This is a genomic window from Finegoldia sp., assembly GCF_046991905.1.
Lineage (GTDB): Bacteria > Bacillota > Clostridia > Tissierellales > Peptoniphilaceae > Finegoldia.
Map to the genome: position 1 here is coordinate 11,213 of NZ_JBKWZF010000018.1, position 15,098 is coordinate 26,310.

Sequence of the window (15,098 nt, forward strand, 5' to 3'; positions counted from 1 at the left end):
CATTCATGAGTATTATTTTTAATGAGATTCAAATTAAAAATAATGACTTTATTAATAATTCTTTAAGCCCTAATCTTATAGATGTTTTTAACTGGATGAAGAAAATCTCATTGCAATGTAAAAATGCAAAATCAAGTATTGGAAGGATGGCAATACCTACAAAAATTTTGTCGAATCTTGAAGAGGGTACAATAACCGAAAAAAATAATAAGGAATTATTATCAATGGAAAAATTTTTGAATGAAGTTTTTACACAGTTATACTCTGATGTAAAAAAAGTTTTTTATGTTTTTACACCTATTGATAATAAATTTAGATACGAATTATATTTTTCAAAACTCGTAGATGATGATGTAAAATCAATACCTTTTAATCTTGAATCTACAGGAACTCAGCAACTGTTAGATGTCATAAAGTTTATTTTTTTAGCCATATTAGGAAATACTGTTATTATTGATGAAATGGAGAATGGAATTCATGATTTACTAATATATGAAGTTATATCATCTTTATTTGACGCCTTTAACAACATTGAAAATGTGCAATTTATTGCAACTACACATAGTACGTATTTGATGGAAATGTTACCTCAAGAGAATATTTATATATTAGTCAGCGATGCTTTGGGAAGAAAAAGTATTTTGCCAATTGATAATTTTGATTTTAGGACTCAAAAAAATAATAATATAAGATTGAAATATCTTAGAGGTGATTATTCTGGAATTCCTAATGTTGGATATTTGGATTTTAATGAGCTGGTTGATCAGTTTAGGGAAGATTTAAAATAGAGTAGGTTATAATTATGAAAAGAAAACCTACAAAATTAAATGTCATGTCAATTGTTCATGGAAAGTCTGAATTATTAATGTGTAGTTCTGTAAAATCAAACCTTAAAATAAAACATGAAATACATGCTAAAGATAGAGGAAGACATAGCATACAAGTAAATAGTGTCTTGCAAGAACTAAATTCTACAAAATTTAATATGAGTTTAAAAGATTTTTCTGAAAAATATGATATATCATACGATTCTAAGAATAAAAGGTTAGTTAATTTTAAGCTCTTCATCATTATGGATTTAGATGACTGCACTCAAGAAAAAGCTGAACAGTTTAAAAATAAGTCTATGTTTAATGGACATATATTGTATGAATATATTGTGCCTATATATAATGCCCCTAATTTAGAAAAAACTATACATGATTTAGGCATAAATATAAACAAAAAAGAAAAGGTTAAAGGTTATATTAAAATTTTTCCGACTAATAAAGGAGATTTAGATATCCATATGGCAGAAGAGTTTGCAGAAAAGTTAAATAAAAAGTGTAAAAGTTCTAATTTGGGTCTATATTTTGATTACTGCGTGTCAATAGCCAGAAAAAATTTAATTAAATAATCTTTTCGTTCAACATGCTCATAAAATAGATTTTATTTGTAGCATTTAAAATAAAATAACTCATCACATTTGGTATTAGTAATAAAAAATTTTTAATAAATATTTAAATACAAGCCATATATAGGATGCAAAATATCTACTTTTTCAAATAATATTGCAACTCAAAAAGAAAAAATAGAACAATAGTTCTAAGTGGTTTAAATTCAGATAAAAACTAGACCGTAGTTTCAAGCTGCGGTCTTTTTGCGTTAAATTTAATGATTCTTTTCTCTAGAGAAGGGTCAAATTAACGTAATTTCATTTAATTAAAATTTTTAAAGCTAAATGTATATTGCAATAGGTATTACCATAATAACTGGTGCACTTATTACAGTTTTAATTCCGCCTTCACCAACGAATTGATCTAAAGATGGATCAGAAAAAAATTCTTGAAATTCTTTCATTTTATCTAATTGGAGCTTAGAAAAAACTGTATTTCTAAGTAGGCTTATCTCCCCGTCATCCATACAAACTTTAATAACTTTTCCTAATATTTTATAGTTTCCATCGGTAACTTCACTCATATTATTATTTAAAAAGTAATTTTCATCTGTTGGAAGGATTATATTAATTTTATCTGCTTCACAAATTATATCTTTTTTTCCATCTGCTTGAAGCCCTTTAATTAAACCATCTATTTGGGAGTTTAGCCTCTTATCTGTCAACACATTTTCTTTTCTGTTTTTATTATTTTTAGGATTGTTATCAGTAAATAAGTTTGCTAAAGTTATAATTTCTTTGAATCCAGATAACATATCAATAACTGGATTGTTTTTCAGAGTTCCTTGAACTTCAACAAAATCTCCAATATTTAAGTTATTAATGTCACGATTAATAAACTTTGCATTCTCCAATTGTTCTTTTAGTTGCTGGAACAAAGAAACTGGAGTGTGGGTTCTTTCTTCAATAATAGTTTCACCATCATTTGACGTACCTTTATGATTTCCACGAACTCCTATATTCAAAAACGCAAATAGATTGTTAGTGCCTATATTTGATTCTATATCATTTACTTGATTTTTATTTTTTGAAGTTTGAACATTTTTAACATCTGCAAAGCCATCCTCAATTGTAGCTAACATATCAAAAACTATTTTAGTATTAAGATAGATTGGTATTGTAAGCTTATTCTTTTCTATTTTATTCACTACTTTAAATCACCTTTCCTATAAATTGTATGGTTTTCATGTTATTTATCTTATATTCTAGATTTATTATTTTTATTTTAAAAATCTTGATTTTTTAGGGTAAGATAACTTCCAATCTTCAAATTCCTCGTCTGTTATTTCATCATTGTAATGCTTTTTTCTCATTTCATTCCATTCTATAAGAAAATTATTGAAGTCTACATCATTTGATAAAAGTCCTGTGACTTCTCCATCTCCCGCTAATGGTCTAAACTTCATGTCTTTTTCATAATCAAAAATTATATGCATTATTTCAAAAATAGAATTAGGTTCATGATTAATTAATGCTGATATATCACAATCAAGTGCTTCAGATATTTTTTGTAATTGTTCTTTACTCGGGGATCTATTTCCAAGCTCGTAATTTCTTATAGCAGCATCTGTCAAACCAGACTTAATGGCAAGTTCTTTTTGAGTTAAGTTTCGCATAAGTCTTAACTTTTTTAATTTTTCTCCAGAAATCAAACTTACTCCTCCTTATTTCACAATAACTATAAATATTTTATCACAAAACGAACAAAAGCTCAACAAAACTGTTCTGTTACAAATATCTGCAAACAACTGAATATTTTAGGAAAAAATAAATAGAAAAAACTTGACAGAACAAATATGAACTGTTATTATATATACATACCGTTCGATATTGAACGGATAATGTAAGATATAAAAATTAATGCTCGCCCTTTTGTGGATGTAGAACCTTACAAACTATAAAAGGAGGACATTATGAAAGGTATTTTTATGAATGCAAAAGATGTACAAGAATTTCTTGATGTAAGTAGGACAACAGCATATCAGATAATAAACGATATGAATCAAGATCTACTTAAATTAGGTTATCGTGTGCAAAGAGGAAAGGTAAATAGAGAATACTTTATGGAAAAGTATTGCTATAAACCAACAAATGCAAAGGAGGTTTAAAGTGCCAGCATTTAGATATGAAAGCGGGAACAAGACTTGGTTTTGTAAATTTAATTACACCAACTGGAAAGGAGAAAAATTAACTAAGAAAAAACGTGGATTTTTAACAAAAAAAGAAGCTATAAAATGGGAATAAGAATTCTTAAATCAACATTCTGAATCAATTGAGATGAGCTTTAGGGAGTTTTTTGAACTTTATAAGAGGGATAGAAAACCAAGAATAAGAGAAAATACTTGGAGGACAAAAGAAGCAATTGCAAATCAAAAAATACTGCCATATATTGGTGATTTAATGCTTAATGAGATTAATAATGTAACCATCATTCAATGGCAAAATGAGCTTATGAAGATTAAGGATAAGAATGGGAAAAAGTACTCTCCTACTTATTTGAGAACTATTCATGCCCAGTTATCCAGTATCTTAAATCATGCTTGTAGGTACTACAATTTAAAAACTAATGTTGCTCGTGATGTTGGATCTATGGGAGAAAAAGAAGCTGATGAAATGCTATTTTGGACTCAAGATGAATATGAAAGATTTATAGAAGCTATTAAAGATAAACCTGAATCATTCTATGCTTTTGAACTTTTATATTGGTGTGGTCTTAGAATGGGAGAATTATTAGCCTTAACAAAAGAGAAATTTGATTTTGAAAGGCATACATTAAAAATTGATGAATCTTTACAAAGAATTGATGGGAAAAATGTAATAACTGCTCCTAAGACTAAAAAAAGCATAAGGACAATAGTTATGCCTGAATTTCTAACTGAAGAGATTAAAGAGTATATAGATAGTTTTTATAAGTTAAAACCAAAAGACTTAATATTTAATTTCTCCAAGAGTTACCTACACCATGAAATGGATAGGGGATCTAAGAAATCTCAAGTAAAGAGAATTAGAATACATGATTTAAGGCATTCTCACGTTTCTCTCTTAATTGAACTTGGATTTTCTGCAACTGCAATAGCTGATAGGGTGGGATATGAATCGATTGATATCACCTATAGGTATGCTCATCTTTTCCCTAGCAAACAAAAAGAAATGGCTATGTCTTTAACGCAAGTAAGAAATAATAAGGCAAATGATTGGAAAGATTTATTAGAAGAGGACGAGAAAGATGTTTAGAAGACATTCATTAGATGAAATTTCTAAAAAAATGAGAAATAAAGACAAAAATAGAAAAAGAAATCGCATTTTAAATTTCAGAGTCTCTGAGGAAGAATATGATCTAATAAACAAAAAGATTTCAATAAGTGGACTTAAAAAACAAGATTATTTTCTACAAATGTTATTAAATCATGAAGTTAAGTTAGTAAGTGATTACAGACTTTCTGATAATATAGCCAAGGAAATATTTCGATTAGCAAAAGTTATTAAAAAGTTCGGCAAACTTAATGACGATGAAGCTGATATTTTAATTTATATTTTAGAAATATATGAAGAAATCAAAAAAGAAAAAAGCCCCTACTACAAAGAGTAAAGGCATACACTCCTGTGAGAAGTGTTCTCTAGACAAGTTCATTTTACCACAGGAGTCTTATTTATACCAGATAGGAGGATAAAATGAAAAACACATATAAAACAATAAAGAGATTAGATGGTTGTAAAAAGAAGAGGAGTAAGGCTTATGACAGATATTAAATTAAAATTCCCAGAAATAGATCAGACTTACGCCTTTTTAGACTTACAAACTACGGATAAAGGGACAGTTAGACAAATTACTGGAAATATTGTAACAGCTATTTTAAATCCTAAATATTGTCAAAATCAAAAAATCATTGATGGACAAATATTCTTTGATAAATTTACAAATGAAATAAAATTCCAGGGGAAAATTATTGGAGAAAGAAATATAAAGGAAAATCAAATACGACTTTGGGATGATTCTTTAAATAATAGACTAGGCTTAGAGATAGAAAAACACTTTGGAATTAATTATAATGCCAATAAAATGTGGGAAGCTATTCGTTTTGTAGCTCACCAATATGAAGTGAGTCCGCCAAAGCAATATCTTCAAAATTTAAAATGGAATGGAGATAAAAATGCAATTAGAAAACTATTACCAAGGTATTTAGGAGCAGATGATACAGAGCTTAATAATTGGATAATGGAACATATGATATTGGGCATGATAAAAAGAATTTTTAATCCAGGAGCTAAGTTTGATGAGATGATTGTTTTAGTTGTTGGGCAAGGTATAGGAAAATCGACTTTTGCAAGATACTTGTCCATAACAGACGATTGGTTTTGCACAATAGAAAACATTCAAGGTAAGGATGCCGTCATGAACCTTATGGGTAAAACTGTCGTTGAAATCGAAGAATTCGTTGCTTTAAGAAATGCAAAATCGGCTAATGAAGCTAAATCTTTTTTATCAAAATTAAGCGATAGGATAAGAATACCCTACGAAAAATATGCAACAGACGTGCCTAGGACTTGTATCTTTATAGGTACATTAAACGAAAGAACTTTTCTTAATGATCATACTGGAGAAAGAAGATATTTACCTGTTGAATGTAACTCGAATAAAAGAGTAAGGACAATATATCCAGATAAAAATAATAAGGAAAAACTCTCGGATAAAGAATATATATCTAGTATAAGAGAAGATTTTAATCAGGCTCTAGCATTGGGATATGAAATCTTTAAAAACAAAACTCACGCATGGACTATACCAAAAAATCTTTTAAAAGACTTGTATAAGGAACAAGAAAAATTCAAATATCTTAACCCAGATGTGGAAGACATTAGGTATTTCCTAGAAGAATATAAGCCAAAAAGTTCAGATCCAAATATAACTTGTTTCAAAGAACTAACCATGCAAGGTTACCAAATAAAATCAAAATCTTTTTCAGAGATTATGGATAATTATTTCCAAGAATGGATTCCAGTTAGGTCATCAAAGACTAAGAGAATATCACCAAGTGGAGTCTCAATTCCTGTAAAACTATATTATGAAAAGAAAATAGAAAACAAAAATGACTTTATAGAAGTTGATAAGAATTTGTTGCCTGAAGAATGGAAAAAAGAAAATCAATTAGAAATAGATACTGCAAATCAAGTAAAGATACAAATGTAACTTTGTAACCTGTAACCAATCGTTATAAATCTTCTTAAATTAGGATTACATAAATTAATGGCTTGATAATAAGGGGTTGTCACAGACTCTTAAAACAAGCTCGCCTAATTTTGGAAGTTTTTATTTTATAAGTTACAGTTACACTTATTAATTCCTATTTGAAAAATTATGGAAAATAAAATTAATGACTTGTTATTAATAGCAAGCACAGTAATTGAGTACCCACTTACGAAAAAATCAAAAAATCAACAGCTTATAAGGCTATCTAATTTTACGATTTTACCTTGTTAGGGAGAACCCTAAGACCCCAAAAGATACGAGCAAAGGAGAAATATATGGATAATAGAACAAGAAAAAATCAACTTAAAATATATTTAACAGACGAAGAAAAAGAAATCTTTGAAAAGAAAATGAAACTTGCTAATTGCAAAACTATGTCCCACTTTCTTAGGAAATGCGTATTAGAAAAAGAAATTTATATTGTAGACCTAGAACCATTTAGAGATCTTCAATGGTTACTTTCAAATGTAACAAATAACATAAACCAGATCGCAAAAGCTACTAATACAACTGGTGTTATTTACAAGAAAGATATAGATTATATGAGAGAAAAAATAGAAAAATTGGCAACAGAAATATGGGATATACATTCCTTGTTATTAAGTAAATAATTTTAGAGCTAGTTCGAGATAAGAGAATAAAAGCCTATTAAAAGAATTGTTTTAATGGTATAATTATGACAATATAGATAAATATAGGGAGTTGTTTCGAATATCTCATGCTCAAATTTAGTTATAAAAAATTGTTTAAAAAACTTATAGACTTAGAAATGAAAAGTACTGACCTTATGGATAAATCACAAATAAGCAAAAGTACATTTTACAAAATAAAAAATGGGCAAAATGTTACCACGGATGTGCTTTTAAGAATATGTAATACATTGGATTGTGATATTTCGGATATAATGGAATGTGTAGAGTTCGAAGCAAATGAGATAAAAAGATAAAATTGATTAATGTATTTTCTGAAGTAAGTGAGCTTCATTTAGAATTTAAAAAGGCTCCTATTAGGTTGTCATAGTCAATAAATTCAATAGGATTATTTGGGAAATATATAAAAAAATAATAAATCAAACTTGGTAAAAGGTGATATATGGAATACCATAGGGTGAATTTTGCTTAATGTGGTTAGATAATTGGACGATCATCTTGTCAATTATAGAGTGACTCTAGTTAATCTCATACTAGAATTGTAAGGCTAGGAGTAAAATCTATGAGAAACAATAATTTAATTAATGCATTTATATAAGTTAATAATTTAGTTTTATTATAAACAATTCAGAACTTAAAGTATGATGAAGCTTAAATTTATATATAAAAAAATAGGTTTTGGTTCATATTTTTTATGCCACAGATTATAAAAGATGGAAGAGTCTTATATTTTTATTTTTAAAGCATTGTTAAGCATAAGGAGGGTTTATGGAATTTTTACAAAATGTATTTGGAATTATTATTCCAGCTATAGGTTATATTATTGGGATATTTTCTTTCTTTTATTATAATAAATTAAGGTTTTTTATATTCATTAATAGAATTTTTAAAAGGAAAAAAGATGTTAATTTCAACATTGTTTTTGATTTTGATGGACAATTTGACAATATAAAAGAAATAAAAGAATATTTCAAAAAAGAAACATCTCATGAATTTAAAAATATTAGTTCATCTAAAAGAAAAGAAGTCTATCAGTTGGATAATTTAATTGTTAAAATTGAAAAATCGGAATTTCCATATGAAGAATTTGTAAACACTATTTTTATAAAGAATTCCAATTCAACATATAAAATGGCATGCAAAAATGTAAAAACAATACAATTGATTATTAAAAATATATTGGATAATAATGGTATTAAAAATAAAAGATATTGTTTTTCTTCAAATTTTAACAAAAGTAATCCTTTCATAAATAAATCAATTACTAAAGTAGGGATTAATAAAATAAAGCATTTTTATATGATTTTATCTACTTCAGTATTCACTTCTGAATTAGATAATGAGGAAGATATTCAAATTAATATGAATCAAGCAAGTTATGTAACTGATGATTTTAATGATTTGAGAGATGTTGCCAATATTATTTTAGCTATGTAATTTTAAGGAGGTATTAATATGCAATCATTAACAATATTTGAGCCGGTGGTAGAAAAAGAATATAAAGATGAAGACTTAAAAAATATTAAAACATCAAGAAAAGAAACTATTAATGACAAAGAAGAAAGTTTGGAATTTCAACTATTTTTCAACGAAAAGATACAAGATTATATAAGGTGCCATATAAGAATGGAAGAACCCTTTGCTATTGAAGGTAGAATAGGAGAACAAGAAATATCTGAGGTAATTATAACCTCAACTTATGAGGCATTTCTTAACTTTAAAAACGGTATATTTTTGGTACTAGCAAATAAAAAAAGTGCAGAAATAATAAACAACCAATTTAATAACTACTATGGAACTAGTTCTGAAAAACATATAATAGATTTACAAGATATTATAAGTGAGTCAACAAATGTAAAAAGAACACAATTTAGAAGACTAACGATAGAAACTATTAATGGTAGTAGTTTATCAGGAAATAATGTCACTGATACTGAATTATATCGTACTATGTTAGATGCGGGTGAACTTAGTGCAATTGCAGTAACATATCCATACGATGGAGATGATGTTAGTTTTAGTATTTCTGACTCTGGTTCAATAGTCATTTTTAGCACGATGACTAACGAAGAAATTTTAAACTTTATAAAACAGCTGATTGAAGATATGAAAGATAAATAATATGAATTTTAAAACAAATTATAAAGTCGGTACTGGTACTGGGACTGGGACGGGACTAAAAATTTGAAAACGTCCTATAATTAGATGGATTTAGTGGTACTACAAAAAATAGAATCTTGTATTTTGAATGGTTTGGGATATATCGGACGTTTGGAAAAGAAGAATGGGAATAAATTTGCGGTAAAAATGGCGAACTAGGCTTGTTTCGAAAGCACCTCATTGCGGCGTACTTGTTGTACGCCTTATTACGGCACTTCCTGTACTTCGCCCATTTCATCCATTTTTCCTAGAAAATTATTTTGAATCAAAGGATAAGCTATATAAGCTTGTCCTTTTTTAATAGCAAAGTAAATAAAAAATGGAATAAATGCGATTTATAAAACAACATGGTCATATATGATATAGTAAATCAATATAACATTTGTTTTTAATTGATATCACGATATATTTTACTTCAGGTTGAAAATCATGGGTTTTTTGTAATGTTAACTTTAGTTTCTTGTGGCAACGCATGAATTAATGTATCATTGTTGCATAGAAAGAAGGGATAAAAATGTTGAATGAAAATATTAAATCACTTAGAAAACAAAATGGATTATCACAAGAACAATTAGCAAATAAAATGCACGTTGTTAGACAGACAGTTTCAAAATGGGAGAGAGGTTTGTCGGTTCCTGATTCTGATTCTTTAATTAAGTTATCGGAAATTTTACACACATCGGTCAGTATACTATTAGGTGAAAATGTAGAAGAAACACAACAAACAGAATTAGATAAAATATCTGAGAAACTCGAAGAAATTAATCTTAAATTTTATGAAAACAAACAAAAGAAGATTACGATTTATAGAAATATTTTTATCGCAATCGATGTTCTAATTGTAGTAGTGTTTTTTGTGTTATTTTTTATGAAAAGTAGCTATTTACAATGGGACATGAAAGATTCAAACACAATGGTAATGAAATTCATATTGCAGAGTTTCGAATGGGGATTTGTGAGAGTTGCACCATTAATTTTTGTGATAGGTACAATTTGTGCCTATATTTTTAATAAGAAATTAAAAACAATGTTAGCATGATATAATAAAATATTTTTTGAACAAGAATAGGCCGAGTAGAAATACTTGGCTTTTTCTTATTTCATTTTAAAAATTTATATTTTAAAAATGGATAACTTTTCTTCGAAAGGGGGTATATATACTACTATGAAAGGGGGAATTATAAATGAATTATGAAAAATTATTTTCTTTGATTGATTCAAAGAAAGATGAAATGTTCAATGATAGAAGATGGCTTCATCAACATCCAGAGTTATCTTATGAAGAAAAGGAAACTAGTGAATATATTTACAAACACTACGAAAACAACAAAGATGTTAAGGTTGAAAAAAATGTTGGTGGATATGGAATAAAGGTTACGATTGATTCTGGAAAGCCAGGAAAGACTGTAGCTTTGAGGGCTGATTTTGATGCACTTCCAATCACAGAAGATACTGGCATTGATTATGCATCAGAAAACAAGGGAGTAATGCATGCTTGTGGTCACGATGCACACACTGCATATATGATGACTTTGGCAGATTGTTTGGTTGAAATGAAGGATGATTTTTCAGGTAAAATCGTAATTATCCATCAACCAGCTGAAGAAATGCCACCAGGAGGATCAAGTTTTATGATCAAGGACGGAGTTTTGGATGGCGTTGATAATATTTTCGGTTGTCACGTTATGAGTCAATTGGATTTTGGTAAAGTTTATTACCACAAGGGTCCTACACAACAAGCTCGTGCGAAATTCGTTTCTACTGTAAAGGGAACTGGTGGACATGGCGCTGCACCTCACGAAGCAAATGATGCTATCGTTATCGCTAGTAATTTGGTTATGAGTTTGCAAACTATAGTTTCCAGAAGATTAAACCCAATGACTCCAGGTGTTGTGACTATTGGTTCATTCGATGGTAAGGGTCAATTTAATATAATCAAAGACTCAGTAACTCTTGAAGGAGACGTTAGATGCATGTCTGATGATGCAAGAGTACTTATAGAACAAGAAGTTAGAAATATTTGCGAAGGATTGGCCAAGGCATATAGTTGTGAAATCGAATTGGATTATAAAAATGATTATCCAGTGTTGATGAATGACGATGAGATGACACAACTTGTAGTTGATGCTGTAAAAGAGGCAAATATTCCTGAAGTTGTTGGCGTTGAAGATTGCGGTCCACAAGCACAATCAGAAGACTTCTCGTATTATTCACAAGTAATTCCGGCAAGTTTCTTCTATATTGGTGCAAAGCCAGATGGCAAAGCATATCCACATCACCATCCAAAATTCACAATAAATGAAGATTCTATGATCATTGCAGCAAAAGCCATGGGTGCAGTTGCATTGAAATATTTAAACGAAAAATAATAGGGGGATTTTAAAATGAAAATAATTAAAAAAATCCCTGGTGGAACATTATTAGTGCCGATGATGATATCGGCATTAATCCATACATTTTTCCCAGATTTATTCAAAATCGGCGGAGTAACTGAATCGTTTTTCGGCCCATCAAGTCTGGGGTTCATATTGGGAGCGACGATATTTATATCTGGTTGTACAGTAAAATTAAGCAGTATCAAAAGTGTAATCAAAATCTACGGACTATTAATTTTAGTAAGAACAGCAGTAGCCGCATTATTCACAATATTGTTCTTCAAATTTTTCGGAATGAAAGGAATCTTGGGAATAAGTTTGATAGGATTTATCTGTACAATTACATCGCTAAATCCTTCATTGTTCTTAGCGATTATGGAAGATTGTGGAGATGAAGTTGACATGTCAGCATTCGGATTCATTTCGCTTTTTGCAACACCGGCAATAGCTATGCTTATTTTTGGAATTTCCCAACCGACAAATGTCGATTACATGTCAATAGTTTCATTGGTAATTCCATTGGTTTTGGGAGTTGCAATAGGAAATATCGACAAAGATTTGGGCAAATTCATCTCAACAGGAATGCCTTTCATGATATTTGCTCTAGGTTGGTCTGTTGGTAATAGCATCGATTTATTTGAAGCAGTCAAAGCAGGATTCTCGGGAGTAATAATGGCAGTAATTTATTACATCTTGATATTCTTACCAATGCTATTTGTAGAAAGAAAAGTATTGAAGAGAGACGGGGTATCTGCAGGTGGATTGTCCACAATTGCAGGATTATCCGCAAGTATTCCAATGATAATGGCAGCAAATGATCCTTCACTAACAGTTTATGCACCAAGAGCAGCAGCCATAGTAACATTCGGCGTAATAATTTCATCGTTCGTTTCACCATTCTTGTGTAACAAATTGTACACTGGAGAAAAACAAAAAGAAGAGAATAAATAACACAAAAGCCAACGCATTTTTAAAAATGTGTTGGTTTTTTATTGCAAGAAAATAAAGATTAAACACAATATAGTCAATTAATTATATGTTATAATTAAAATGAAAAATTACGTAAATTTTATAAAGCATAATAAAAAATTAACATAAATAGGAGAGATGAAAATGTCAGTAGTATCAAATGAGAATAACGAATCAGCACAAAGAGCGGAGCTTCACAGAAAAATTTGGGCGATTGCAGATGATGTCAGAGGTGCTGTTGACGGATGGGACTTCAAACAATACATATTGGGAATTTTATTCTACAGATTTATCTCAGAAAACATCACAGAATTTTTCAACAAAGTTGAACACGAAGCTGGAGATGAATCATTCGATTATGCAGAAATAACAGATGAAGAAGCAGAAACAGATTTCAGACCGGATACTGTAGAAGAAAAAGGATTTTTCATATTACAAAGTCAATTATTCAAAAACGTCGTAAAAACAGCACGCACTAACGAAAATTTGAACACAGACTTGGCAAATATTTTCAAATCAATCGAATCAAGTGCGATAGGATATCCATCAGAAGATGACATCAAAGGATTATTCGAAGACGTTGATACAACAAGAAACAAACTAGGAGCAACGGTAGCTGAGAAGAACAAAAGATTATGTGACATACTAACTGGAATTGACAAAATTAATTTCGGCAAATTTGAAAACAACGACATCGACGCATTCGGAGATGCATACGAATATTTGACATCCAACTATGCAAGTAATGCAGGAAAATCTGGTGGAGAATTCTTCACTCCCCAAACAGTGTCAAAGTTTTTGGCAAAGCTTGTAATGGACGGCAAAACAAGCATTAAAAAGGTATATGATCCGAGATGTGGGGAACGTGTCATAATAGTGATGAGTGCAGTTTGTGTTAATAAATCAACGGTTTCAGGAACTTTAACTAAATATATTTCGTGCATTGCTTAGAGTAATTAGGGTCTAATTGCTGTGAGCAGTGCATGAGAGGTAAGGACATTAGCTCTTAAATAGTTGATAATTATCTAATATAATCATATTTAAGGTAATAGTTAGTTACGCATCAGTATAATTATGTTCAAGTTGAATATCTTAGTAGAGCAAAGGGTAAAATTTAATTAGATGAATAGTAAGTAAATTATATGGAGTAACTTACTTTTTTAGGAGGAAGTGACAATTTGAAATACAAGCAAGTATTTAACTCTGGAGTTTCTTTTCAACAATTTTACGATACTGCTCAGGATAGATATAAGAATTATGCTAATAATGCGATAAGAAATTATTTAAATTTAGAGAGATATTTAGAAAAGGTTAGTAGTATAACAAGCAAATTTAATATACTTCCGATTGGAGAAAACTGGTGTATTGATTCTATAATTAATATTCCTGTAGTTCATTGGTTAGAAAAAAATAATGAAAATATAAAACTTAAAGTAATAGATACAGATAGTTACAGTAAGTTTATGCCTAATGAAAAAGTTATTACACCAACATTTATTATTATGAATCAAGAATATCAGGAGATAGGGAAATGGGTTCAATATCCTAAAAGAATAATAGATGTGGTTGAATCTAAGGACCAAGTTCGAGTTATAGCAGAGAAAAGGAGATACCGACAGGGAGAATATATTGTAGATACATTGAAAGAGGTATTAGATATCCTGATTAACTATAGAAATAATATTTATTTAGACAGGAGGAAATAAAGTGAGTCAAGAAAATAAGATAAATCAATCTTGCTGAGGTTCAATACAAAAAACCACTGGTACAGTGGAAGAAAAAGAAAATTGCCCCAAATGTTATGAAATAGGAGAAAAGGTTAAGAATATAACTGTAAAGCATATGGTATCAGAAAACCTTAGGGGAAAGGTTGTAGATGAAGAAACTTACTATTTATGTATGAATGAAGATTGTGATGTCGTGTATTATAACATAAACAATGAAAGAGTTTTTTATAAGGAAGAGGTAAAAGTTCCTATATGGTTTAAAAAGAATGCAAATCCCAAATATATATGCTATTGCAACCATGTTACAGAGCAACAAATTATAAATGCTGTTTTAGATGATGGTGCAAAGAATATTAAAGATATTATTAGACTTACAGGGGCAATGAAAAATGGAAAGTGCGAAATTAACAATCCTTTGGGAAAATGCTGTAGTCCTCTTATTCAAGAAACCATCAATAAAGCATTAAATAGCAAAGAATAGTTTGCGACACATAATTTATAAAGTACGTCACAACAGTAATAAAATTAAAAATA

The 15,098-nt window shown here is 29.3% G+C and carries 17 protein-coding genes and 1 pseudogene; 16 read left to right on the forward strand and 2 right to left on the reverse strand.

The window, feature by feature from the left end:
* Positions 1 to 788 (forward strand): AAA family ATPase (locus ACLUJM_RS08075; RefSeq protein ID WP_412412595.1); only part of this gene is annotated, 788 nt, incomplete at its 5' end.
* 14 nt (positions 789 to 802) lie between these two features.
* Positions 803 to 1,396: a hypothetical protein gene (locus tag ACLUJM_RS08080; RefSeq protein WP_412412596.1), complete on the forward strand. Its 594-nt coding sequence runs from the start codon at positions 803 to 805 to the stop codon at positions 1,394 to 1,396.
* Positions 1,397 to 1,716: 320 nt separating this feature from the next.
* Here ACLUJM_RS08080 and ACLUJM_RS08085 read toward each other — a convergent pair whose 3' ends face one another.
* Together ACLUJM_RS08085 and ACLUJM_RS08090 are read right to left on the reverse strand one after the other, a co-directional pair.
* A complete protein-coding gene (locus ACLUJM_RS08085) occupies positions 1,717 to 2,583 on the reverse strand; it encodes a hypothetical protein (RefSeq protein ID WP_126439592.1) in 867 nt (288 codons plus the stop codon).
* 72 nt (positions 2,584 to 2,655) lie between these two features.
* Positions 2,656 to 3,087, reverse strand: coding sequence for a helix-turn-helix domain-containing protein (locus ACLUJM_RS08090; RefSeq protein ID WP_412412597.1), 432 nt, complete (start codon positions 3,085 to 3,087; stop codon positions 2,656 to 2,658).
* 261 nt (positions 3,088 to 3,348) lie between these two features.
* Between ACLUJM_RS08090 and ACLUJM_RS08095 the strand changes: the two genes are divergently transcribed.
* From ACLUJM_RS08095 to ACLUJM_RS08160, 14 genes and pseudogenes are all read left to right on the forward strand, one after another.
* Complete coding sequence (locus ACLUJM_RS08095; RefSeq protein ID WP_002839721.1) at positions 3,349 to 3,543, forward strand: hypothetical protein; 195 nt, start codon at positions 3,349 to 3,351, stop codon at positions 3,541 to 3,543.
* Position 3,544: 1 nt separating this feature from the next.
* Positions 3,545 to 4,669 (forward strand): annotated as a pseudogene (locus ACLUJM_RS08100) (site-specific integrase).
* Complete coding sequence (locus tag ACLUJM_RS08105) at positions 4,662 to 5,024, forward strand: plasmid mobilization protein (protein WP_412412598.1); 363 nt, start codon at positions 4,662 to 4,664, stop codon at positions 5,022 to 5,024. Before ACLUJM_RS08100 ends, ACLUJM_RS08105 begins: the two are co-directional and overlap by 8 nt.
* Before the next feature lie 117 nt (positions 5,025 to 5,141).
* The gene (locus ACLUJM_RS08110; protein WP_412412599.1) at positions 5,142 to 6,623 is read left to right on the forward strand and encodes a VapE domain-containing protein; all 1,482 of its coding nucleotides are present in this window, start codon (positions 5,142 to 5,144) and stop codon (positions 6,621 to 6,623) included.
* 335 nt (positions 6,624 to 6,958) lie between these two features.
* A complete protein-coding gene (locus ACLUJM_RS08115) occupies positions 6,959 to 7,294 on the forward strand; it encodes a plasmid mobilization protein (protein ID WP_412412600.1) in 336 nt (111 codons plus the stop codon).
* 107 nt (positions 7,295 to 7,401) lie between these two features.
* The gene (locus ACLUJM_RS08120) at positions 7,402 to 7,629 is read left to right on the forward strand and encodes a helix-turn-helix domain-containing protein (protein ID WP_265215403.1); all 228 of its coding nucleotides are present in this window, start codon (positions 7,402 to 7,404) and stop codon (positions 7,627 to 7,629) included.
* Between the two features lie 472 nt (positions 7,630 to 8,101).
* Complete coding sequence (locus ACLUJM_RS08125; protein ID WP_412412601.1) at positions 8,102 to 8,770, forward strand: hypothetical protein; 669 nt, start codon at positions 8,102 to 8,104, stop codon at positions 8,768 to 8,770.
* 18 nt (positions 8,771 to 8,788) lie between these two features.
* The gene (locus ACLUJM_RS08130) at positions 8,789 to 9,454 is read left to right on the forward strand and encodes a hypothetical protein (protein ID WP_265215343.1); all 666 of its coding nucleotides are present in this window, start codon (positions 8,789 to 8,791) and stop codon (positions 9,452 to 9,454) included.
* A 553-nt stretch (positions 9,455 to 10,007) separates the two neighbouring features.
* Positions 10,008 to 10,532, forward strand: a complete 525-nt coding sequence (locus ACLUJM_RS08135; RefSeq protein ID WP_412412602.1) for a helix-turn-helix domain-containing protein — start codon at positions 10,008 to 10,010, stop codon at positions 10,530 to 10,532.
* 145 nt (positions 10,533 to 10,677) lie between these two features.
* A complete protein-coding gene (locus tag ACLUJM_RS08140; protein WP_412412603.1) occupies positions 10,678 to 11,862 on the forward strand; it encodes an amidohydrolase in 1,185 nt (394 codons plus the stop codon).
* A gap of 15 nt (positions 11,863 to 11,877) precedes the next feature.
* The gene (locus tag ACLUJM_RS08145; protein WP_412412604.1) at positions 11,878 to 12,819 is read left to right on the forward strand and encodes a 2-keto-3-deoxygluconate permease; all 942 of its coding nucleotides are present in this window, start codon (positions 11,878 to 11,880) and stop codon (positions 12,817 to 12,819) included.
* A 162-nt stretch (positions 12,820 to 12,981) separates the two neighbouring features.
* Positions 12,982 to 13,788 (forward strand): type I restriction-modification system subunit M, encoded by an 807-nt coding sequence (locus ACLUJM_RS08150; protein WP_412412605.1) that lies wholly within the window; start codon positions 12,982 to 12,984, stop codon positions 13,786 to 13,788.
* Positions 13,789 to 14,015: 227 nt separating this feature from the next.
* Entirely contained in the window at positions 14,016 to 14,543 is a 528-nt protein-coding gene (locus tag ACLUJM_RS08155) for a thioredoxin family protein (protein WP_412412606.1), read from the forward strand.
* A gap of 19 nt (positions 14,544 to 14,562) precedes the next feature.
* Positions 14,563 to 15,045, forward strand: coding sequence for a Csac_0668 family 2Fe-2S cluster-binding (seleno)protein (locus ACLUJM_RS08160; protein WP_158521252.1), 483 nt, complete (start codon positions 14,563 to 14,565; stop codon positions 15,043 to 15,045).
* Positions 15,046 to 15,098 lie beyond the last annotated feature (53 nt).

What these genes read in the sequence shown, in the direction of transcription:
- ACLUJM_RS08080 (WP_412412596.1), top strand. Translation starts at nt 803, where the DNA reads ATGAAAAGAAAACCTACAAAATTAAATGTCATGTCAATTGTTCATGGA.
- ACLUJM_RS08095 (WP_002839721.1), top strand. Translation starts at nt 3,349, where the DNA reads ATGAAAGGTATTTTTATGAATGCAAAAGATGTACAAGAATTTCTTGAT.
- ACLUJM_RS08105 (WP_412412598.1), top strand. Translation starts at nt 4,662, where the DNA reads ATGTTTAGAAGACATTCATTAGATGAAATTTCTAAAAAAATGAGAAAT.
- ACLUJM_RS08110 (WP_412412599.1), top strand. Translation starts at nt 5,142, where the DNA reads ATGGTTGTAAAAAGAAGAGGAGTAAGGCTTATGACAGATATTAAATTA.
- ACLUJM_RS08115 (WP_412412600.1), top strand. Translation starts at nt 6,959, where the DNA reads ATGGATAATAGAACAAGAAAAAATCAACTTAAAATATATTTAACAGAC.
- ACLUJM_RS08120 (WP_265215403.1), top strand. Translation starts at nt 7,402, where the DNA reads ATGCTCAAATTTAGTTATAAAAAATTGTTTAAAAAACTTATAGACTTA.
- ACLUJM_RS08125 (WP_412412601.1), top strand. Translation starts at nt 8,102, where the DNA reads ATGGAATTTTTACAAAATGTATTTGGAATTATTATTCCAGCTATAGGT.
- ACLUJM_RS08130 (WP_265215343.1), top strand. Translation starts at nt 8,789, where the DNA reads ATGCAATCATTAACAATATTTGAGCCGGTGGTAGAAAAAGAATATAAA.
- ACLUJM_RS08135 (WP_412412602.1), top strand. Translation starts at nt 10,008, where the DNA reads ATGTTGAATGAAAATATTAAATCACTTAGAAAACAAAATGGATTATCA.
- ACLUJM_RS08140 (WP_412412603.1), top strand. Translation starts at nt 10,678, where the DNA reads ATGAATTATGAAAAATTATTTTCTTTGATTGATTCAAAGAAAGATGAA.
- ACLUJM_RS08145 (WP_412412604.1), top strand. Translation starts at nt 11,878, where the DNA reads ATGAAAATAATTAAAAAAATCCCTGGTGGAACATTATTAGTGCCGATG.
- ACLUJM_RS08150 (WP_412412605.1), top strand. Translation starts at nt 12,982, where the DNA reads ATGTCAGTAGTATCAAATGAGAATAACGAATCAGCACAAAGAGCGGAG.